Source organism: Pedobacter gandavensis (assembly GCF_032678745.1).
Lineage (GTDB): Bacteria > Bacteroidota > Bacteroidia > Sphingobacteriales > Sphingobacteriaceae > Pedobacter > Pedobacter gandavensis_C.
Map to the genome: position 1 here is coordinate 540634 of NZ_JAVTST010000001.1, position 23184 is coordinate 563817.

Here is a 23184-nt window from a genome sequence, read left to right on the forward strand (position 1 = left end):
AAGATGGATAAAAAGAATCATAAATTATTACAAACATGGCGCTGGTATGGGCCATCAGATCCGGTGAGCTTATCAGATGTAAAACAAGCAGGAGCCACAGGAATTGTCACGGCTTTACACCATATTCCTCATGGAGAAGTATGGCCGGTTGCAGATATTCTGGAAAGAAAATCTATTATTGAAGCTTCAGGATTACATTGGGCAGTGGTAGAGAGTGTCCCTGTTCATGAAGCGATAAAAACAAGGCGTAAAGATGCGGGGCTATACCTTGATAATTACAACCAGAGCTTGAAAAATCTTGCTTCTTGTGGGATTAAAACGGTATGTTACAATTTTATGCCTGTATTGGACTGGACAAGGACGCAGCTAGACCTGACCATGACGGATGGTTCCAAGGCGCTATATTTTAACTGGACTGACCTTGCTGTATTTGATCTTTTCATTTTGAACAGAACAGATGCTGCTGCAGATTATCCTGAAAAGATCAGGGAAAGAGCGGCTTTGAGGCATTCGGAAATGACGGATGCGGAGTTGGATTTGCTTAGGATTAATGTACTGATGGGCATTCCTAATGAGAAAGAAATTGAGCTGGAGGCTTTACGCAACAGCATTGATGAATATAAAGTGATTGGTACTGCCGGTTTGAAAGAAAACCTGATCTGGTTTTTGAATGGGATTTCGGAAGTTTGTGAATCGGAAGGCATCAAGATGACGATTCATCCGGATGATCCACCATATCCGATTTTGGGTTTACCGCGTATTGCCAGCACTAAAGAAGATTTACTACATATTATTAATAGTGTAAATCTGGATTTCAATGGCATCTGTTTTTGTACAGGTTCTTTGGGCGCAGGCTTAAGCAACAACCTTACAGATATTTTTGAAGCGGTAAAATCAAGGGTACATTTCCTACACCTTAGAAATGTAACCAAAGATGAGGAAGGTAATTTTTACGAGGCGGATCACCTTGGTGGCGATGTAAATATGTATGAAGTGATGAAAGCGATTGTAGCAGAGAATGTATCCAGGGCATTGCCGATTCCTTTTCGTCCGGACCATGGTCACCAGATGCTGGACGACCTGGCGAAACAAACGAATCCGGGTTATTCTGCAATTGGGCGTTTACGTGGACTTGCAGAATTACGGGGCTTGGAACTAGGGATTAGCGGGAATTACTAATCATTTAACTGAGTTTTGAAGAAATGTGTAGAGGCACGAACCATGATTTGTGTCTCTAATTTGATCGTTTCAAAATCAACTTCCCGGTGCTTTTGCTCTATTAATGAGATTAATTTTTCGGCAGCGAGCTGTCCGATTTCAAATGCTGGCTGATGTATGGTACTCAAAGCAGGGTTCATTGCATCGGCCAGTTCTGTATTGGTGAAGCCAATCAAGGCAATATCCTGAGGGATTTTATAGCCGAGCTTGTTCAAAAGTGAAAGACATCTGGTTGTGATCTGATCTGTCGCCGTAAATATAGCGTCTGGCGGTTCTGGTAAAGCCATATAATATTGAATTGCTTCTTCCAGATCTTCATTTAGCTTATGGGTATCCGTATAATCGCAAGAGCGAAGGTAGGCCGGGTTGAAGCTGATCTTTTGATCTGTAAGGGCTTGTTTATAGCCGTTTAACCTGTCGGTAGAAATACTGAGTTTGGTGTTGGTGTTGAGGTGTGCAATGCGACTGAATCCATTGTTAATCAAGTGCATTGTGGCATCATATGCCCCTTTGAAATTATCCGCTCCAACTTTATGGGTATCAATCTGATCAGTTAAGCGGTCGAACAATACCATCGGCAAACCTGATTGCTGTAAATTTTTAAGGTAACTAAAGTCGGTGGTTTCACATGCAGGGGAAATGAGTAAGCCGTCTATTCCTCCGGAATACAGCAAATCTATACAAGCGATCTCTTGTTTTTGAGATTCCTTACTTTGCATGATGATGATCTGGTAGGATTTTCCAGTGCTGATCTTATCAATCCCATCCAACATTTGCGCCACAAAGTTATTGTCTAATGAACAGACCACCACGCCGATGGAACGGCTTCTACCTTGCTTTAAGCCTTTTGCCATCCGATTCGGAACATAATGATGCTCCGTTGCATAGGCAATTACTTTCTTTTTAGTCTCTTCGCCAATTTCATAGCTGTCATTTAAAGCTTTGGAAATTGTAGAAGTAGACAAATTCAGTGCCTTTGCAATATCCCTCAATGTGATACTGTTGTTCATACCAGTTTTATATTTACTGGCTAAAATGCAATTATTAGAGGAGATAAGGGAATCTTTTTTTATTTATCAGAGGATTGGGATTCTTTTTAATGCATTTTTTTCTCCTTTTGTTTTCAGCTGATCTTTAATATCTTTAGGTGAAGAAACACCTAAAACTATGCTCATGAAAAGAACGCTCGGTTTATTGTTATTGGTTTTGTTGTTTGGCGCTATGAAAATGGAAGAGGAGCCAAAAGAAGCATTTAAAAACCGAATGGGAAGTCATGGCAATGGTGCTAAAAAGGTGGTGATTGGTTATGTAGGTGGTTTCAGGGGCCTGGTGAATACAGGTTTGATCTCTCCTGAGAAACTAACCCATATCAATTATGCATTTGTAGATGTTCAGGGAAACCGTGCATTTCTGACTAATGAAAAAACCGATACCGTAAATTTCAGAAAGCTGTTGTTGTTGAAGCAGAAGAACCCTGCGCTCAAAATTCTGATTTCTATTGGGGGTTGGGCATGGAGCAAAAACTTTTCGGATGCTGTATTAAGTGATGCTTCCCGTGCGGCTTTTGCAGCTAGTGCTGTAGATATCATTAGAAAATATAAGCTGGATGGGGTAGATATCGATTGGGAATATCCAGGCAGGCCAGGAGAAGTGGGGAACATTTACCGTCCGGAGGATAAGCAAAATTTCACGCTTATGTTTGAAGCGCTTAGAAAAGAACTGGATGTTTTGGAGCAGGAAACTGATCAAAAGAAACTGCTGACTACCGCAGTGGGTGGATTTTCAGATTTTCTGCTGCATACCGAAATGGATAAAGCTGCGAAATATCTGGACTATGTAAATCTCATGACTTACGATTACTATTCCGGAAAAGTAGCGGGACATCATACCAATTTATATGCTTCTAAACTTTATACATCAGCGAATTCGGCAGATATTGCTGTTAAAGCCTATGTTGCCGCAGGTGTGCCAATTTCGAAATTGGTGATGGGTATCGCATTTTATGGTAGAAATAGTAAGGTAGAACCAGGAACTGCAACAGGTTTAGGCGCTACCTATATTAAAGGAGAGTTTGGAAGTGGCTACACCAGGATAAAAGACAGTCTGATCAATAAAAAGGGCTTTGTTGCCTATCAGGATCGAGATGCAAATGCTTCCTACCTTTACAATACAAACACGCAAACCTTGATTACTTATGATGATGAATGGTCGGTACGGGAAAAATGCAAATATGTGGTAGCGCAGCAAATGGGTGGCGTAATGTTCTGGGAATATGCTTCAGATCCTAAAGAATACCTGTTAAATGAGGTCGTCAGGTCTTTTAAATAAACCCTATAATCTTCATTGATTTCTTGTATAATGCATTTTTGTATTTCATTCCTGTTTAATCGTCAGAATTATTCGTAGTAAATTATATCTTTGGGAAATTATATATTTAATTATGGTTGCAGGGGATATGCTAAAGAGAAACGCGGGATACTTTTTATTAATACTGGTTTTATGTTTTTTTTCCTCCTGTTTTCAGATTATAGAAGAGATCAATGTGGCCAATAATGGCTCTGGTACGGTGAACTTAACAGTGAATCTGAGTGCGAGTAAAACTAAAGTTGCTTCGTTGATGCTGTTAGATAGCGTAAATGGTTATAAAGTACCTAGTAAACAGCGAATTCAGAAAGAAATGGAGGAGGTAGTGGCCTATCTTAAAAATTCTCCAGGAATCAGTAATGTGAAGAAAACATTGGATTTTGAGAACTATATTGCAACGGTAAGCTTTGCTTTCAAAAATATTTCCAACATCAATAATGTCAATCAAAATGTGTTGAAGAAGATGAAAATTAAAGCGATCAATAATTCTTCTTATAGCTTTAACCCAGAGGCTGGAACTTTCCAACGTCGTTATACACATACCAAAGAAGCTTTAGTAGAATATAATAAGCTAAAACCGGAAGTGAAAAATGTGTTTAAAGAAGCGAGTTACACGAGTATTTACCGTTTTGATAAACCAGTAGCGAGCAGTGTAAACCCCTTGGCTAAAATATCAAAAACAAAGAAAGCCGTGATGCTCAATGTTGGGATTATGGGCTTGATTAACGGAAAAACAAATATTTCTAATCAGATTACACTTGCGAAATAATGCGATTATCATCTGCTTTAAGCGAATGACTTTGCCCAATCAACTAATTTTACAATACTATCTATTTTAAAACACCTATATAAAACATGAATTATTATTTTAAATCTGCAATTGCCGGATCTTTCGTATTGAGTTCAATTGCAGTAAATGCCCAGGATCTTGCCCGTAAAATCCCTGCGGATGCATTAGCCGTTGCCACTCTAAAAGGAGGAAATTTTACTGAGTTGATGTCTGTAAGCGAATTTAATCAGACTTTTCTGGGTAAGCAAATGGTGGAATTTCTAACCAAAGATGCTAAAGCTGGTGTTACTGGAATGGAAGACTTCGGTTTTAACTTGTCTTCAGATTTTTATTATTACAATCAAAGCAATGACAGTGTAAGTTACAACTGTCTGTTATTTCCTATTAAAGACCCCATCAAACTAGATCAGTTCTTTACACAACGAGGTAAGAAATTTATTGTTAAAGATCAAATGAGGGCTTATTTCAATCATGACTCTACAGAGATGGTGCATTGGAATGGAGAGATGTTGCTGGCCGTAATGCCTATTGAAAAAGCAGCGTATTTCAAACGTCCGGAAGTTCGTGAGGGTCTTGGCTTATCGAAAGAGGAGATCATTTTGCCTAGTGCGGAAAATGCGAATGATATGGTGGTTGATTCTGCGGCAGTTGCTGTAGAGGAAAGCGCAGCGGAAGTGGTAGAAGCACAAGAGGAGATTGTTGTTCAGAAGCCTTTGAAGAAGAAAAAGGCGGGATCAGCTAAAAACAGGTCTAAAAACTCAAAGCTGAAAGGAAAGAAAACAGCCCTAAAAAACTATAAGAAGAAACCCTTAAAAAAGAAAGCCGTTGTAGTCGAAGCGGAAGAGGAAATGGAAGCATCTACTGCTGTTGAGGCAACAGATGGTACAGATATGGTTGCAGTTGATACTGCTTATGCAGAAGACGGCGTTGCTGATGATTTAAATAGCCCTTTCTTTAATGACCTTAAATTGAAAAAAGGCATTCTTGCAGGCTGGACAGCAAAAATGACAGAAGACTTTTTTGCAGGAAAGAATCAGACTTCTATTTTAAGCAATGCAGATTTTGCGAAAAGCATTGATCCACATGCAGAAGCTACGATTTGGGTTTCTGGAGTAGATAAATTGACTAGTGCTTACCTGCCTTTAGACTACTTCAAAGGGGTTAACTTTATGAGTGGTTATGGTACTGCGAATGCCAAGTTATTCCTGGAAGAGAAAGCAATCAAGATGAGTTCTGCAATGACTTTTAGCGAAGATATGGGCAGTGTGTTGAGAAAAGTTCATAAAAGAAAATTGAATAAAAAATTCCTGAAATATGTAAATGAGGATCAAATGATCGGTTACATGGCTTATGCGATGGATACGAAGGCTTATTTACAGGAATACCCTAAATTGGTTTCTAAAATCTATGGCTCTGTTTATGCAGAGGAAGTAGGTATGGCTACAGATTTGTTTTCTTTATTGTTGGATGAAGAGGCAATTGGAAAAGTGATCAAAGGAGATGGTATTTTTGTTTTCAATGGCTTATCACAAAAAGAAGTTTCTTATAAATCTTATGATTACAATGAGGAGAACTTTGAGACAACAGAGGTGATGAAAACAAAGAAAGAAACATTGCCAGACTTTCTGATGATGATTTCTACAGAGGATACACGTTTGTTGGACAAATTAATTGCTTATGGAGTGAAAAAGGAATTGTTGAAAAATAACAACAGTTATTATGAGCTTTCTATCCCTAAAAGCCCGATGGCCTTATATTTTGCGATTAAAGATGGCGTAATATTCCTGACTACAAATGCTCAGGAGATGCAACAGATTACGAACAACACTTTTAATGCAAAACTAAGTGCTAAGCATAAAAAAGCATTATTAGGAAACAATTACGCAGCTTATTTCAGTCCTAAGAAGTTGGCGGGTAAAATACCAGCAGAAGAGTTGGGTACAGTTGCAAAAGTAGAGAAAACCAATAAAACCTTAAGTTCTTTGGGTGATATCTATATTAGATCCTTCCCTATGACCAGCAATACGTTTTCTGCAGAAATCAGCATGGATATCCCTGCAGGTCAGAAAAATGCATTAAAATATCTGATCTCCCTTACTGAAGACCTTCAAAAGTAACCGCATTCGGATGAAATTGACATTAAAAATATCAGCAACAATAGTTCTATTGTTGCTGATTTCTGTTTATGGGTATTTGCAAATCAGAGCATCCCGTTCTTATCATGGCCAGGTAGCTAAAAATGCCAGTGTGGTTTATAAATTGAATGTAGATGGTTTATTGAAAATCATGGCCATTGATTTTATGAGCCATCCTGGTGATTATTTGAAATCTAAAGAAAAGGGGGAGCCAGGACCGGACTTTACTTTTCCTGGCAATATCTTTGCTTATTCTTTGAAAACAAAAGCGAGCAGCACGCTTTTCTCTGGCTTGGCCTTAACTGATACGACTGGATTAAAGACCTATTTAAAACGGGTTTTGAAAATTAGAGATTTCGAGGTAATTGGGCTTGAAGATACTACAGGAGGAGCAATAAATGGAGCAGGGAAGACTGTTGGTCGGTCTGCAGATCAAAAAATCACAGTTGTTTATGATGAAAAAATGCTGGCTATTGCTTATTCTCTGAAAAGAGAAGCACTGATGGAAGAGTTGACTGATATCCTTCAACATCGCAATAGGATGGAAGATACAGCACCGTTGATGGCTGCTGTGAAGAAAGCAACAGGTCATTTGAGTTGGACAACCGCTGGGACTGCCGGGCAGTTGAATTTCAAAGATGGGCAGGTTGAAATGGAGGGTAGATTTCCAACTGAGGGTTTGGACATTCCTGTTCATCCTCATCCATCTGTACAATTTGCAGATCATGCCCTGTTAAAGATCTGGCTGAATGCCGGATTTAAGGCTTCCAGTAAGCCTAATGAAGTAGCAACTAATAAAGTGTCCGGAATGCTTAAAGGATCTGTTTTTTTTAAGGAGTTGTCGCTAAAAGGGATTTCGATTGAACCAGATACCTTGTTGAAATCTTACCAGGGCTTTGTGGCATTGGAAATGGGCCCTGGAATTACGCAAATGGATTCCTTGATTGCTTATGAATACAATGATGATTTTGAAAAGGTGGCTACTGTTCAAATGAAAAAAGTAACGGTGCCGCATTTGAAATTAAGTATCACAGCAGCAGGTAAGGATTTGCTAAGCTATTTAAGTGCAAATCGTGTAATTGGCCAGGACAACAGGTTGAATAAGCAAATATTTCCTTTGTATCAGGTTTTTAGTAGTCAGCAAGACCAGATTTGGCAATTGAGTACTTTAAACAATGATCCTATAAGGCTTTTAACTCCTTCAACATCGGCCAGTACGACTGCGTCCAATCCTGATTTTTTTGCGCTAACTGCGGATTTAAAAGGTATAAAAACTCAGCAATTGTTTCCATTGTTGAACAGTTGGTTAAAGCCTTTTTCTCATTTGAAAATTACAGCTGCTAAAGGGGAGGTTGGAACTGCCAGAATTAATGGAAAGTTGGAATTTGAAGATAAAAACAGGAATGCTTTTATTCAATTGATTCGCTAAGTAAATACTGGAGCTGTTATTGAAAAATTGACTCATACTTAGATAATGAAAATGACTGGATTTTTTAAACGGAATCCAACTTCTAAAAAATCGGCAAAAAAAACCGGCTTTTAACTTTAGTTAAAGCCGGTTTTTTAGTATTTGACAAATTAATGATGGGATTATCAGGACAACTATTTACATTTGCTTAACAGTGTTAAATTATTTACACTATTTTATTTTCTAAAACATGGGCAGTAAGGAACGCATACAACGATTAAAAGAGGAGACAAGACTCAATATATTGGATGCTGCACTGGAAATTGTAAAAGAAGACGGTTGGCAGTCACTCAGCATGAGAAAGATTGCCGATAAAATTGAATACACTGCGCCCATCATTTATGAATATTTTGCAAATAAGGAAGGTATCTTGCTGGAATTAACCAGGAAAGGATATATCATTTTATTTCAGGAGTTGAAAGCTGCTAAACTGCAACATGAATTGCCTCAGGACCAATTGGAGGGGATGTGGATGGCCTATTGGGACTTTGCTTTTAAATATAAAGAACTGTACCAGTTAATGTATGGGGTGGATATGAGCTGTTGTGAGGTGATGAAAGCATTCCCGGAAGCAGAAGCGACCACCAATATTATCTGTGATACGATAAAGGAACTGATGACCGCTGATCCGATCAATGATGACCTGGTTTGTAGGAAATATTTTACCTTTTGGTCTGTTGTTCATGGTTTGATATCCATCAACTTTGTGCGGAAAGGAACTGATAATACAACGAATCAACACATTCTTAGAGATGCACTCAAAGGAATTATAAAATACATTAACGATTAATAGTCTTGGTTTAGTTCCAATAGAATAATCATTTTTGGACCATCAAGATCTTTAATAAAACAATGCCAGTACAAGAATTAATGCCCTTAATATATAAATAGTAATTATACAATAATATCAAAAGCATACCAGGCGGGTTATTTCAATCCGTTTTTTTATCAATCATTACTTAACACTGTTAAATCACTTATATCCGTTATTTGTTTGCTAAAAGCGGCATATTATAGCACGATTGACAGCTTTTTTTAATGACTTAACACTGTTAAATCACTTATACCTGTTATCTGTCCAATTAAAACAAAGAAATCTTATGAAACGCCCATCGCTTAGTCCTCATTATCTAACGCTGTTAAATTACTTAAATCTGTTTTTCAAACTTTAAATCAAATACATCATGACATATTACCCTCCATCTATCAACGATTCCGGAAGCAATAGCCGGTCTTTAATTCATAAACCCTCAAATCATTACCTTATGAAATCTATATTTTTACTTTCTGCAGCAGTATTTTTATTCGGATGTGCGGCCGAATCTACCACTGAAATTGCTGCTCCCGCGCCGAATTTACCAGTAGTATCCATTAGTCAGTCTTCGGAAACTACTTTCCTGGAGTATCCTGCTTCCTTACAAGGTGCAGTAGATTTGGAAATCCGCCCACAAGTATCAGGAGCATTGGAGCAGGTACTGGTTAACGAAGGAGCTTTTGTTCGTGCCGGACAACCTTTGTTTAAAATCAATGCACTTCCGTTTTTGGAGCAGTTGAACAATGCCAGGGCAAATCAGCGTGCTGCTGAAGCAGCCGTATTAAATGCGCAATTGGAAGTTGATAAGTTAATCCCCTTGGTACAGAACAAAGTGGTTTCTGATTTTCAATTGAAAACTGCCAAAACTGCTCATCAAATTGCATTGGCAAATGTAGCACAGGCGAAAGCGAGTGTTGGAACTGCACAAATCAATATGGGATATACCCTTATCAAAGCCCCTGTAAGCGGCTATATTGGGCGCTTACCTAAAAAGCAGGGGAGTTTAGTTGCTCCATCCGATCCATTACCTTTAACCAATTTGTCGGATGTTCATGAAATCCGTGTTTACTTTTCTTTAGGTGAAGCCGATTTTATCAATTTTAAAGCGAAATATCCATCTGCTACTGCCACAGGAAGTCTTAAGGGAATCGCTCCGGTATCCTTGATTTTATCTGACAATAGCGTATATGCACAGCAAGGTAAAATTGATATGATTGACGGACAGTTTGATAAAAACACAGGGTCAATTACCCTTAGAGCAAGTTTCCCAAATGCAGAAGGACTATTGAGGTCTGGAAATACTGGAAAAGTAAGGTTGAGTCTGGAACATCAGCATGCGATGCTTGTTCCGCAATCAGCTACCGTAGAAGTTCAGGATAAAATCTTTGTATACACTGTAGACCAGCACAATAAAGTAGCTAAACAGCCGATTAAAGTGATCGGAACAAGTGGTACAAATTACCTGATTAAAGAAGGATTGAAGTCTGGCGACCGCATCGTTTTTAAAGGATTTGAAATTCTGAAAGACGGAGATGCGATTGTTCCGGAAGTATCTAATGAAAAAACACCAAAAATTGCCGCTAACTAACAACAGTCATGTTTAAGATATTCATACAACGACCAGTCCTCGCCACTGTAATCTCTATTCTATTAGTGATTCTGGGGATACTTGGACTTTCAAAATTACCATTACAACAGTTTCCTGACATTGCGCCACCTGCAGTTCAGGTAACCGCCCTATACCCGGGGGCAAATGCGGAAACCGTGTTAAGAGCCGTTGCCCCTTCATTGGAAGAATCCATTAATGGGGTGGAAGGCATGAGTTACATGAGTTCTACCGCGAGTAATGATGGATCATTAGTGATCACCGTTTACTTTAAATTGGGGACTGATCCGGATCAGGCAGCAGTAAATGTGCAGAACAGGGTGGCTCAGGCTACCAGTCAACTGCCAGCAGAGGTAGTTCAGGCTGGGGTCTCTACCGCCAAACAACAGAACAGTCTGATCATGGTACTCGATATGTATACCGACAATGAGTCGGAATATGACCAGACTTTCTTAACCAATTATGCACAGATTAACTTGATTCCAGAGATCAAAAGGATCCCAGGAGTAGGTTCTGCCAGTATTTTTGGTGGAAATAAAGATTATTCTATGAGGATTTGGTTGAATCCTTCACAAATGGCGAGTTACAATCTAATGCCAAATGAAGTGATGGCTGCCATACAGAGTAAAAACATTGAAGCAGCACCTGGGAAGTTTGGTGAAAGCAGTAAGAATGCTTTTGAATACGTAATCAAGTATAAAGGTAAGTTGAATCAGCCTAAGGATTACGAGAATATGGTGATCCGTTCCAATGCAGATGGTTCTTTTTTAAGGTTAAAAGATGTAGCCAGGGTTGAATTTGGGGCCTATACTTATGGAAGTTTAACACGTATCAATGGCAAATCCGGAATTGTAGTCGGCATTTTGCAATTGGCTGGTTCCAATGCCAATGAAATTCAGATTAAGATCCAGGATTTCATGAAAAAAGCAGAGAAGGATTTCCCTAAAGGTGTTCATTATGATGTGTTGTATAGCACTAAAGCTTCTTTGGATCAGTCCATAGATCAGGTAAAGCATACCTTGATCGAGGCCTTTATCCTGGTATTTATCGTGGTGTTTATCTTCCTTCAGGATTTCCGCTCTACATTGATTCCCGCGATAGCTGTACCGGTAGCGATTATCGGAACGTTTTTCTTTATGCAGTTATTTGGTTTCTCCATCAATTTACTGACTTTATTTGCCTTGGTGTTGGCGATTGGTATTGTCGTCGATGATGCGATCGTTGTAGTAGAGGCGGTCCATGCAAAAATGGAACAACAACATTTGCCTCCAAAAGAAGCAACAGCTTCGGCCATGCAGGAAATTACAGGAGCCATTATTTCGATCACTTTGGTGATGTCTGCTGTGTTTTTACCAGTAGGTTTTATGGAGGGCTCAACGGGTGTATTTTATAGGCAATTTGCTTTTACGCTAGCCATTGCCATTGTAATTTCGGCAGTAAACGCCTTGACTTTAAGTCCGGCGTTATGTGCTCTGTTTTTAAAAGACAACCATGCTATCCAAAAAGGAGAAACGAAGAAAACCTTTTCCGAGCGTTTCTTTATGGGATTCAATACAGGTTTTAATAGCTTGACCAGTAAGTATATTGGTAGCCTTAGGTTCTTGATTCGCTTTAAGTGGATTGGTCTGGTAGGGCTGCTATTAATTACCCTTTCTACGGTATGGATGGTAAAGAAAACCCCGACAGGATTTATTCCTTCAGAAGATCAGGGCTTTATTGCAATCGCTTTATCGATGCCTGCAGGTGCTTCTTTAGAACGTACTACCGAAGCACTAAAAGAAGCAGAGAAAATTTTGCTGCCCTTGGAATCCAGAAGATTGCTGAATGCGCTTTCCGGTTTCAATATTATGACTCAAAGTACCAGTCCTTCAGCAGGTGTGGCATTTGTGCTACTAAAACCAACAGAGGAGCGTGGTAAATTGAAAAATATCAATGATATCATGAATGATATCAGGACTAAATTAGCTAGTGTAAAAGGGGCCAACTTCTTTGTCTTTACTTTTCCTACGGTCCCAGGTTTCAGTAATGTAGACGGGCTTGACCTTGTTTTACAGGATAAAACAGGAGGGAAACTAGATAAATTTAGTGGAATTGGTTACAATTTCATTGGGGAACTGATGAAACGCAAGGAGATTGCGATGGCTTTCACCACTTTCAAAGCGGACTATCCACAGTTAGAATTGAAAATTGATGAGGAGAAAGCAGAACAGTTAGGGATTAATGTTAAAGACATATTGCAGACCATGCAAGCCTATTTTGGTAGTGCGCAAGCATCAGACTTTAATCGTTTCGGTAAGTATTACCGTGTAATGGTACAGGCAGATATTGCGGATCGTGCTGATGCAAGTGCTATGGACGCGGTGTATGTCAAAAATAAACAAGGAGAAATGGTGCCGATCAATACGGTTGCAACCCTATCCAGAGTATATGGCGCAGAAACTGCATCCAGATATAATTTGTTTAATTCAATTGGTGTAAATGCCATTGCTAAACCTGGTTATAGTTCTGGTGATGCGATTAAAGCGGTAGAAGAAGTGGCAAAGAAACATTTGCCTTCAGGCTATTCATTTGAGTTTTCAGGTTTGACAAAAGAAGAAATTTCTTCTGGCGGACAATCGACGATCATCTTTATGTTGTGTCTTATTTTCGTGTACTTCCTGTTAGCAGCTCAATATGAGAGTTATATCCTGCCATTAGCTGTTGTACTTTCTATCCCAGCCGGTGTTTTTGGCGTATTTGTGGCCATTGGTCTAACTGGAATTGAGAACAACATCTATGTTCAGGTTGCTTTAGTGATGTTGATCGGACTTTTGGCAAAGAATGCGATTCTGATTGTAGAATATGCTGTTCAGCGCCGAAAAGCAGGGAAAACTTTGGTTGCAGCTGCATTAGAAGCTGCTAAATTACGTTTGCGTCCAATTATTATGACCTCTCTGGCTTTTATCGTAGGATTGATTCCGATGATGAGCGCCACTGGCCCTTCTGCGATGGGTAACCATTCGATCAGTATTGGTGCAGCAGGAGGAATGGTTTCTGGAGTAATCCTAGGTTTATTCATCATTCCAGTGTTGTTTGTCATTTTTCAATACTTGCAAGAAAAGCTAAGTGGTAAACCTCCTTTGGCGGAAGAAATGAAACATGGCGTAAGTGTTAAACCAGAAACTGAGATCATTTACTCTTAATCTTTTAGACAAATCAAATGAAAACACCTATAAATAAACTCACAGCATTGATACTCCTGGTATTTCTGGGAGGCTGTAAAGTTTCAAAAGATATCATTTTACCTACTGCCAGCATTCCTGAAACTTTCAGGAATGCTCCAGCAGACAGTAGCAGTAGTATTGCTAAATTATCTGTACAACAATTTTTTACGGATGCTACCTTAAGTAAGCTTATAGATACGGCATTACTGAAGAATTACGATTTACAGATCGCAATGAAAAATATGACTGCTGCTGAATTGTTGTTCAGACAATCGAAACTGGGAAATCTGCCACAGTTAAATCTGAATGTTACTGCGAATAGCAGCAGACCATCAGACAACAGTTTAAACGGATTGAGTGCAGGCCAGTTTTTGGGTACTAAACATATCGAAGATTTCAATGCAAACCTTGGGTTGAGCTGGGAAGCAGACATCTGGGGAAAGATCGGTAGTCAGAAGAAAGCAGCATTAGCGACCTATCTGCAAAGTGCGGAAGCTAGAAAAGCTGTTCAGATGAGATTGATTGCAAATGTTGCTCAGGGTTATTACCGATTATTGATGCTGGATACTCAAATGTCTATTGCTAAGAGAAACGTAGCGTTGAACGACAGCACTTTAACGATGATTAAAATGCAGTTTGATGCCGGACAAGTGAGTTCATTAGCCATTCAACAGGCAGAGGCTCAACAGTTGGTTGCTGCGCAATTGATTCCTGTATTGGAGCAGGACATTAATATTCAGGAGAATGCACTAAGCATTCTTGCAGGTCAGCTTCCTGGGGCGATTAGTCGCCAGGGAAGTCTGGAACAGGCTAATTTCCCAGTGCAATTGGCTGCAGGAGTGCCTTCCGCACTATTGGCTCAAAGACCTGATGTACGTTCCGCTGAACTGGCATTAGACCTCGCCAATGCGCAAGTAGGGGTTGCTAAAGCAAGTATGTATCCTTCTTTAAACATCACGGCAACTGCCGGTTTAAATGCTTTTAAAGCAAGCAACTGGTTTAATATTCCTGCTTCTTTATTTGGGGTAGTTGCAGGAGGAATCACCCAGCCCTTGTTTCAACGTAATCAATTGAAAACTCAATTTGAGGTGGCAAAGATAGAACGAGAAAAAGCAGTACTTCAATTCAGACAATCTGTTTTAATTGCGGTAGGGGAAGTATCTGATGAACTGATGCGTATTGAAAAATTGAAACAGCAACAGGCGATTGCAGAACGTAGGGTAAAGACCTTAAAAACTGCGGTTAAAAATGCAGGTTTACTGTTTAATAATGGAATGGCAAATTATTTGGAGGTAATTACCGCCCAAAGTAATGCCTTACAAAGTGAATTGGAATTGGCCAGTATTAAAACTGCCGAACTCCATGCTACTGTGGCACTTTACCGTGCTTTAGGAGGCGGTTTTTAGGATTAAAAATAGAATAAGCTATAATTTATTATCCCAATAATGATAAAATTAATGTTTTAATTATTTAACATTGGCCCTTATTATGATCTTTTATAAAGGCTATGTTTCCTAACAAACCAGGAGGTTATACTGAACAGGAACTGCTGGAGGAAGTTGCAGGGGGCAACGAATTCGCGTTTAAACTGCTATATGAAAAGTATGCAGGTAAGGTATATACCATGGGCATGAACTATTTAAAATCCCCCTTTTTGGCCCAGGATGCTGTTCAGGAAGTTTTTGTAAAGGTTTGGAAGAACCGGGAGCAATTGACTACTCTGAACAGTTTTCCTGCATGGCTAACTACTATCTCCAGGAATCAATTGATTAATGACCTTCAGCGTCTGGTTCCTATGGAATCTCTGGAAGCCATTCCTCCCGATGATGCCAGTCAGCATCAAGCCACAACGGTAAATGACATAGATTTTCGAGAACTGGAAAAAGCCATTAAGATTGGTCTCAATAGCTTTTCTCCCCGTCAGCAACAAATTTATAATTTGAGCAGGGAAGAAGGATTAAGTCATAAGCAAATCGCGGCTCAACTCAATATCTCCTACGATATGGTGAGAGAACACATGAGTAATGCCCTCAGGAATCTTCGTAAATTTCTAGAAAATCATTATACCCATTTGCTGCTATTATGGCTGTTTTCCAGACATAATTAAAAAAAATAAAAAAACACCCCCCACAACATTTCATTTTCACTGTCTATATTATTGTAATGACACCAGAAACATTTAAATCACTTTTAACAGGTTACCGTTTGGGCACATTAAGTCCAACGGAGCAACAGCAGCTACGCGCGTTGTTGCATGATCCGGCCTATCGTGAACAACTGGAGAATTTATTTACCGAAGACCTGTCTAGCGAAGAATTCCCGGTAACCCTGGGAGAAGAAGCATTAGCTATGGTTTTTGAACAAGTCAAATTACAAACTGCGGAGGCAAAGGTAGTCTCCTTCCGCCCAATACGTTGGGCTGCTGCAGCGGTAGCGGTCTTGGCTATAGGGATTGGAAGTTTTTATTTCAGTTCCAGGCCTCCAGCGCTACCAGCAAATGGAATTGCTGCAGAAAAGGGAGAGCATATCCTCCCTGGTGGCAATAAAGCGGTACTTACTTTGTCTGACGGCTCTCAGATTACGCTTGATGACATGGCTAATGGAGAGATTGCCAAAGAATCTGGGGTAAAGATTACTAAAACTGCGGATGGCAGACTGCTATATAGTGTGAGGGAAGGATTATCACATGTTAAACCGGCTTACAATACAATTACAACGCCTAAAGGTGGTCAATATCAAATTGCACTCCCTGATGGAACGATGGTCTGGTTAAATGCAGCTTCCTCCTTAAAATACCCTTCTTCCTTTACCGGAAAGGACCGGTTAGTGACCCTTATTGGGGAAGGTTATTTTGAAGTGGCAAAGGATAAGACGAGGCCTTTTAAGGTAAAAACTGAGGAGCAGGAAGTAGAAGTTCTGGGTACGTATTTCAATATCAATGCTTATGACGATGAGGACGGTGTAAAAACTACCCTTATTGAAGGCAGTGTAAAGGTGAAACTACCAACTAATAAATCAGCGGTGCTTAAACCTGGCGAGCAATCGTTAGTCTCAAATGATATAAAGATAAATCAGGTCGATGCGAATTCGGCGATAGACTGGAAGCAAGGATTGTTCTGGTTTAATGATGAAAGTATATATAGTATTATGCGTCAGTTTTCTAGATGGTATAATATAGAAGTAGAATACAGGGGAGATGTGAGCAATGTTCGTTTCGGCGGACAAGTTTCCCGGATGAAGAATTTGGCGCAGGTACTGCGGATCATGGAGCTTACGAAATCCATTCAGTTTAGAGTGGAAGGGAATAAGATCATTGTGATGCCATATAATGTATCCAGTCAAAACCAGATAAAATAAATGAACAATTGATTATAAACTAATTTACCATATTTATAACTTTTAGTTAAAATATTAACCACCGGATACCTATAAATACATAAGTTCGCAAACACATAGAAAAACAATAACATGAAAAACCTATTCTTATTTGCAGTTGCATTGCTATTCAGCATGACAGCGAGCAGCCAAATTCTAAAGCCTGTAAAATGGAGTTATGCCGCAAAAAAAATCTCTAAAACTGAGGCGGTTTTGTATTTAAAAGCCACAATTGAAGATGGATGGCACCTGTATTCTCAGAACATTCCTGATGGCGGCCCGGTAAAAACATCTTTTACTTTCACACCGGCAAGTACTTATAAGCTAAATGGAAAAACAACTGAACCAAAACCTATTGTTAAGTTTGAGAAAGCATTTGATATGAATGTTGGTTATTTCGAAAATTCTGTGATTTTTCAACAGAAAGTTAAGCTAACTGGCGCCAGCGCAGTTGTTAAAGGTACATTGGAATATATGGTTTGTGATGAGTCACAATGTCTTCCTCCAGAAACTGTTCAGTTTTCGATTCCAGTAAAATAGATTAAATATGACTTTTAAATACCATCAGACGAGCGTTAAAACGCTCGTCCTGGGATTTCTATTGCTTTTTTGTTCCCTAACTGCGGCTTTTGCGCAGCAAGCGGATACGACAATGGATGACCTTGAATTTACTGAAATTACGGAAGATGTGCCGGTAAAGGATAGCATCAGCGCAACGATTGTTGGCGCAGCAAAAGACAGTATTGTAGTGATAGATGTTCCTGTAGCTGCAGCTGAAGAAGGGGAGCAACCAGGATTAATGGGGATTTTTATTGCTGGTTTTATCGGCGGGTTAGCGGCATTGTTAATGCCTTGTATTTTCCCGATGCTGCCTTTAACGGTGAGTTTTTTCACGAAGGGCAGTCAGACTAAAGGGAAGGCCGTAAGCCATGCCATGTTTTATGGTCTGTCCATCATCGTAATTTATGTGGTTCTGGGCTTATTGGTGACGGTTATCTTTGGAGCCGACGCTTTGAACAGCCTGTCTACCAATGGTATTTTTAACTTCTTGTTCTTTATTTTACTATTGATCTTTGCCATTTCATTTTTGGGGGCATTTGAAATCACACTACCATCTTCATGGGTAAATAAAATGGATGCCAATTCAGATAAAGGTGGGCTTGCCGGATTATTTTTCATGGCAGGTACTCTTGCATTGGTTTCTTTTTCTTGTACAGGGCCGATTATTGGAACTTTATTAGTTCAGGCAGCTACTAGTGGTGCTTTATTAGGACCAGCAATTGGGATGTTTGGCTTTTCTTTCGCCCTGGCGATTCCATTCGCCTTATTTGCCCTGTTTCCATCCTGGTTAAGTGCATTGCCTAAGTCTGGTGGTTGGTTAAACAGTGTAAAAGTTGTTCTGGGTTTCCTGGAGCTTGCTTTAGCGATGAAATTCTTAAGCAATGTAGACCTTGCTTACCACTGGAACTGGTTCGATAGAGAAGTATTTCTGGTATTATGGATTGTGATATTCGGATTAATGGGCTTATACCTATTGGGAAAACTAAAGTTCTCTCATGATAGCCCGGTTAATTTTATCTCTGTTCCGAGGTTAATGATTGCCATAGTGGTACTTTCTTTTACCGTATATATGATACCTGGATTATGGGGAGCGCCATTAAAGTCGATCTCTGCATTCCTGCCTCCACAGGCCACACAGGATTTCGATCTGTACACCTCAACCTTAGGCGGTGGTACTACAGCTCATACCGTAAAACAGGAAGAGGGCCGTCATAAGTATGCTGATATCTTTCATGCGCCATTAAACCTGAATGTGTTTTTTGATTATGAAGAAGGCATGGCTTATGCCAAAAAGGTAAACAAGCCGGTGATGATTGATTTTACGGGCCATGCCTGTGTAAACTGTCGCAAAATGGAAGCCAATGTATGGCCAGATAAAGGCGTTTATAGCAAATTGAATAATGATTTCGTGATCATACAACTCTATGTCGATGATAAAACGGAATTGGCAAAAGATGAAAAATTTACTTCAACATTTAGCGGCAAAGCCGTAAACACGATAGGAAACAAATGGAGCGACTTCCAGGCCGCGAAATTCAATTCCAACTCTCAACCTTATTATGTGCTTTTAGGGCATGACGAAAAGTTGCTGGTGCAGCCTACAGGTGCAAATTATAATGCAGAGGAATACCTTAAATTCCTCAATAGTGGCTTAAGTAATTTCAATAAATAATTGAAATTTTAGGTTAATAGTTAATAGTCGTAAATGATGGCCTGTGGATGCAGGTCATCATTTTAGTAAAGGGACAATTTTTTTTACGATGGTAAAAAAGTTGTTAATCTCCGTCTTTTATAGTGAATGATCTTACAAAAAGGATAATTTAGAAAAATATAAACCAATTACTAAGAATGAAACAATTAAGTTTGATTACACTGGTGCTATTAGGTGCCGGAGTTCAGGGCTTTTCTCAACAGAAAAACCCTAAAAAAGGGGCAGTAGTGCCTCCAGGGAATCCAAACCCAGCGAACCGACCAGTGACTAATGGTCCGAAGCCTTATGCAGAGGTCATTACCGCCAAAGCAAAAACAGACAAAGGACTGTTTAAAGTACACACGATAGAAGATCGTTATTTCTTCGAAATCCCTGATTCTTTGATGGATAGAGCTATTTTGGTAGTCAACAGAATCAGTAAAGCAGCAGCTGGAAACCGTTCTCAGATGATGGGATATGGTGGTGATCAGATTAACGACAATGTGATTTCCTTTCAGAAAGGGCCGGCTAACAAGTTGTTTCTAAAGAGTATTTCTTATGCAGAGCGTTCACAGGATACAACAGCTCATGGTTTATATAAATCTGTGATGAACTCAAACCTGCAGCCATTAGTGGCTTCGTTTGACATTAAAGCCTTAGCTAAAGATTCTGTATCTGGTGCTAAAGGAGTAGTTATTGATGTAACAGAATACATGAATGGTGACAATGAGATTTTCTTCTTTGACCCGAGTGTAAAGAAAGCATTGAACCTAACTGGTGTGATGCCAGACAGAAGTTATATTAAAGAAATCAAAGCGTATCCAATGAATATTGAGGTTCGTACTTTGAAAACTTATATGAAAGCAGCTCCTGCAATGCCAGGAGGTTCTGCACCAGCTGCTTCGCCAGCCACCTATGAACTGAACAGTTCTATGGTATTGTTGCCAGAAAATCAAATGAAAGCCAGATATTTTGATCCTCGTGTAGGTTATTTCGCTACTGGATATGTAGATTTTGACGCGAATTCTCAGGGAGTTGAAAACCTTTCACTGATCACCAGATGGAGATTAGAGCCAAAACCAGAGGATGTAGAGAAATACAACCGTGGAGAATTGGTAGAGCCAAAAAAACAAATCGTTTATTATATCGATCCGGCTACACCAAAGAAATGGGTGCCATATTTGATGCAAGGGGTGAACGATTGGCAGATTGCTTTTGAAAAAGCAGGTTTTAAAAATGCTATCGTAGCTAAAGAAGCACCTTCTGATCCATCATGGAGCATTGAAGATGCCAGACATAACGTAATTGTATATAAGCCTTCAGACATCCCTAATGCAAGTGGACCACACGTTCATGATCCGCGTACCGGAGAGATCCTTGAAACGCATGTGAACTGGTACCACAATGTGATGTTGTTGCTTAGAAACTGGTACCTGATTCAGGCAGCAGCAGTAGATCCTGAAGCACGTAAAATGAAGTTTGATGATAAACTGATGGGAGAGTTGATTCGTTTCGTTTCTTCGCATGAGATTGGACATACGCTTGGTTTACGCCATAACTTTGGTTCTTCTGCAACAGTTCCTGTAGAGAATCTGAGAAACAAACAATGGGTAGAGAAAAACGGTCATACGCCATCTATTATGGATTATGCACGTTTCAACTACGTAGCTCAACCGGAAGATAACATCAGTTCAAAAGGAATTTTCCCAAGAATCGGTGACTATGACCTTTGGGCAATCGAATGGGGTTACAAATGGAGACCAGAATTTAAAGGTCCACAGGAAGAACTACCAGCTTCAAATAAAGAAATCATCAACAGGATTACGGCTAATAACCGTTTAGTTTTCGGTACGGAATCTGACCCTAGTGATCCACGTAACCAGAACGAAGATTTAGGTGATAATGCGATGTTAGCTTCTGCTTATGGCATTAAAAACCTGAAACGCATTCTTCCTAATCTGCTTACCTGGAGCAAAGAGCCTAATGAAGGTTACCAGAATGCAAGAATGTTTTACGGAGAACTGATTAGCCAATATGGTCGTTATATGGGCCATGTGACTAAAAACGTTGGAGGTGTTTATAACACACCAAAAACTGTAGAACAAGCTGGTGCAATCTATGTTGCCGTTCCATTTGCTAAGCAAAAAGAAGCGATGACTTTCCTGAATGCACAGTTGTTTACCAGTCCAACATGGTTAATTAATAAAGAATTAATAGAACGGACGGGTTATAATGCGGTTGATGTTTTTCAAGGAGTTCAGAAAGGAACCTTAAGCAGATTACTAAGCGCAGGTACTATTGGTAAACTGATCAATGCAGAGGTAATGAGTGGTACTAAAGCTTATACTGCAGATCATCTTTTTGCCGACCTTAAAAGCGGTGTATGGTCTGAATTATACAGCCATAAGCCAATTGATGTATACAGAAGAAACCTTCAAAAAGCTTATGTTGACTATTTGAGTAAGCTAATGGTTGCTCCAGCTGCAGGTGGCTCTGGAGGCTTCCCAGGTATGAGAGTATTGGATCCTACCAGTTCAGATGTATCCAGCATCAGTCGCGCGAATATGGCCTCTTTAGCTAAAGACATCCGCGCTGCTATTCCTACGGCTACAGGATTGAGTAAATATCATTTACAAGACCTTTTGGTTCGTGTAAATAACGTATTGAATCCAAAGTCTTAATAAGGTAAAAGCGATTTTTAAAACGGCCATCCCGGATCTTGCTACCATAGCAATTCTGGGATGGCCGTTTTTTTATGAGGAATCTTTATTTAGGATCCAGAATAGGTTTCAGGTGTGTACTGATCGCAATCCTGTTCCAGGCATTGATGGTCACGATGGCCATAATGATTTCGGTGATTTGGAGTTCAGTGAACAATGCTGAGATACGATTTTGCGTTGCCGCAGAAACACCAGAAGGAATTAGTGTAAGTTCTTCTGTAAAAGCGAGTATGGCCATTTCTTCTTCAGTAAAGAAAGAGGTTTCCCTCCAGGCACTTAAGGTATAAATCCTTTGCGGACTTTCTCCATTTTTTATGGCGTCCCTGGTATGCATATCCAGACAAAAGGCACAACCATTGATCTGCGAAGCGCGAATTTTTATCAGCTCTTTATGGCTTTTACTCAATGAGCTTTCTGCTAGAAAACCTTCTAAAGCATACATTGCCTTATAGGCTTTCGGATTAATTTCCTGCATATTCATAGTATCTTTCATGTATTTGTGGTTTTAATTTCTGATTCAAAGTTGCACAATGGAAAGTCTAATAAACTTAAACTGGTTTAAGAAATCGGCTGATCTTTCTTTGCCCGGATTTTACTTAGAAATTCCGGAGTGAAGCCGAGAAAGGAAGCCAGCATATATTGTGGGATTCGCTGTACGAAGTCTGGAAAAGACTTGCTGAAATGGCGGTAATGCGCCTCTCTAGATAAATTGTGGTTGTATTTCGCCAGATGTTGACTGGCGCCATAAGCGCGTTGAAACATCAGGCGGAAGTAGCGTTCCAGTTTAGGAACCCTTTCAAATAAGGCCTCTTCAGCAGCACTTTCCAAGACCATAATGCTGCTGTCTTCCACCGTCTGAAGGTAAAACTCTGAAGGTTTTTTAAGTGCCAGACTCGTATAATCACTGATCCACCAGTTTTCAATCGCGAATTGCGTTGTTTGTTCTACGCCTTTATCATTAAAAAAGAACAGTCTCAAACAGCCCTTGCTGACGAAATAGTTGGTTTTACAAAATTGGCCAGCCTCTAAAATCAGGCTTTTCTTTTTCAGTTCAAGCAGGTTAAAACTTTCAATAACGGCTTGTTCTTCGGCCTTGTTTAAAGGGCAGTAATGATGGATGTGTTTTAGAAGCGCAGTATACATAGCATGATATATGGTACTCAAAGATAGAAATCCCGGGGGAGATGCTATAAAAAAAAAAGCAGGTAATCATTACTTTACCTGCTTTTTAATAAATCAC

At 39.6% G+C, this 23184-nt stretch carries 17 protein-coding genes; 14 read left to right on the forward strand and 3 right to left on the reverse strand.

The window, feature by feature from the left end:
• The first annotated feature begins 3 nt into the window (after nt 1–3).
• Complete coding sequence (gene uxuA, locus R2S10_RS02085) at nt 4–1179, forward strand: mannonate dehydratase (RefSeq protein WP_316838776.1); 1176 nt, start codon at nt 4–6, stop codon at nt 1177–1179.
• Here the strand turns inward: uxuA and R2S10_RS02090 are convergent.
• Nucleotides 1176–2228 (reverse strand): LacI family DNA-binding transcriptional regulator, encoded by a 1053-nt coding sequence (locus tag R2S10_RS02090; protein ID WP_316838777.1) that lies wholly within the window; start codon nt 2226–2228, stop codon nt 1176–1178. The two genes, uxuA and R2S10_RS02090, sit on opposite strands and share 4 nt — an antisense overlap.
• A 163-nt stretch (nt 2229–2391) precedes the next feature.
• Here R2S10_RS02090 and R2S10_RS02095 point away from each other — a divergent pair, with 163 nt between their 5' ends.
• The 13 genes from R2S10_RS02095 (at nt 2392) to R2S10_RS02155 (ending at nt 21905) form a co-directional block, all read left to right on the forward strand.
• Nucleotides 2392–3546: a glycoside hydrolase family 18 protein gene (locus R2S10_RS02095; protein ID WP_316838778.1), complete on the forward strand. Its 1155-nt coding sequence runs from the start codon at nt 2392–2394 to the stop codon at nt 3544–3546.
• A gap of 127 nt (nt 3547–3673) precedes the next feature.
• A complete protein-coding gene (locus R2S10_RS02100; RefSeq protein ID WP_316838779.1) occupies nt 3674–4351 on the forward strand; it encodes a hypothetical protein in 678 nt (225 codons plus the stop codon).
• Between the two features lie 86 nt (nt 4352–4437).
• The gene (locus tag R2S10_RS02105) at nt 4438–6489 is read left to right on the forward strand and encodes a hypothetical protein (RefSeq protein WP_316838780.1); all 2052 of its coding nucleotides are present in this window, start codon (nt 4438–4440) and stop codon (nt 6487–6489) included.
• A 10-nt stretch (nt 6490–6499) separates the two neighbouring features.
• Complete coding sequence (locus R2S10_RS02110; RefSeq protein ID WP_316838781.1) at nt 6500–7936, forward strand: hypothetical protein; 1437 nt, start codon at nt 6500–6502, stop codon at nt 7934–7936.
• A gap of 229 nt (nt 7937–8165) precedes the next feature.
• The gene (locus R2S10_RS02115; protein ID WP_316838782.1) at nt 8166–8765 is read left to right on the forward strand and encodes a TetR/AcrR family transcriptional regulator; all 600 of its coding nucleotides are present in this window, start codon (nt 8166–8168) and stop codon (nt 8763–8765) included.
• A gap of 475 nt (nt 8766–9240) precedes the next feature.
• A complete protein-coding gene (locus R2S10_RS02120; RefSeq protein WP_316838783.1) occupies nt 9241–10377 on the forward strand; it encodes an efflux RND transporter periplasmic adaptor subunit in 1137 nt (378 codons plus the stop codon).
• Nucleotides 10378–10385: 8 nt separating this feature from the next.
• Nucleotides 10386–13577, forward strand: coding sequence for an efflux RND transporter permease subunit (locus tag R2S10_RS02125; RefSeq protein WP_316838784.1), 3192 nt, complete (start codon nt 10386–10388; stop codon nt 13575–13577).
• Between the two features lie 17 nt (nt 13578–13594).
• Nucleotides 13595–15004, forward strand: coding sequence for a TolC family protein (locus R2S10_RS02130; RefSeq protein ID WP_316838785.1), 1410 nt, complete (start codon nt 13595–13597; stop codon nt 15002–15004).
• Between the two features lie 101 nt (nt 15005–15105).
• Nucleotides 15106–15705, forward strand: coding sequence for an RNA polymerase sigma-70 factor (locus R2S10_RS02135; protein ID WP_316838786.1), 600 nt, complete (start codon nt 15106–15108; stop codon nt 15703–15705).
• Between the two features lie 56 nt (nt 15706–15761).
• On the forward strand, nt 15762–16955 hold the full coding sequence (locus R2S10_RS02140; RefSeq protein ID WP_316838787.1) for a FecR family protein: 1194 nt from the start codon (nt 15762–15764) through the stop codon (nt 16953–16955).
• Nucleotides 16956–17066: 111 nt separating this feature from the next.
• Nucleotides 17067–17513, forward strand: coding sequence for a protein-disulfide reductase DsbD N-terminal domain-containing protein (locus R2S10_RS02145; protein ID WP_316838788.1), 447 nt, complete (start codon nt 17067–17069; stop codon nt 17511–17513).
• A gap of 7 nt (nt 17514–17520) precedes the next feature.
• Nucleotides 17521–19206 carry a protein-disulfide reductase DsbD family protein gene (locus R2S10_RS02150; protein ID WP_316838789.1) on the forward strand — a complete coding sequence of 562 codons (1686 nt, stop codon included), beginning with the start codon at nt 17521–17523 and terminating at the stop codon, nt 19204–19206.
• A gap of 176 nt (nt 19207–19382) precedes the next feature.
• The gene (locus R2S10_RS02155) at nt 19383–21905 is read left to right on the forward strand and encodes a zinc-dependent metalloprotease (RefSeq protein ID WP_316838790.1); all 2523 of its coding nucleotides are present in this window, start codon (nt 19383–19385) and stop codon (nt 21903–21905) included.
• 85 nt (nt 21906–21990) lie between these two features.
• Here the strand turns inward: R2S10_RS02155 and R2S10_RS02160 are convergent, their stop codons facing one another.
• Together R2S10_RS02160 and R2S10_RS02165 are read right to left on the reverse strand one after the other, a co-directional pair.
• A complete protein-coding gene (locus R2S10_RS02160; protein WP_316838791.1) occupies nt 21991–22437 on the reverse strand; it encodes a carboxymuconolactone decarboxylase family protein in 447 nt (148 codons plus the stop codon).
• A gap of 65 nt (nt 22438–22502) precedes the next feature.
• Entirely contained in the window at nt 22503–23087 is a 585-nt protein-coding gene (locus R2S10_RS02165) for a Crp/Fnr family transcriptional regulator (RefSeq protein WP_316838792.1), read from the reverse strand.
• Nucleotides 23088–23184 lie beyond the last annotated feature (97 nt).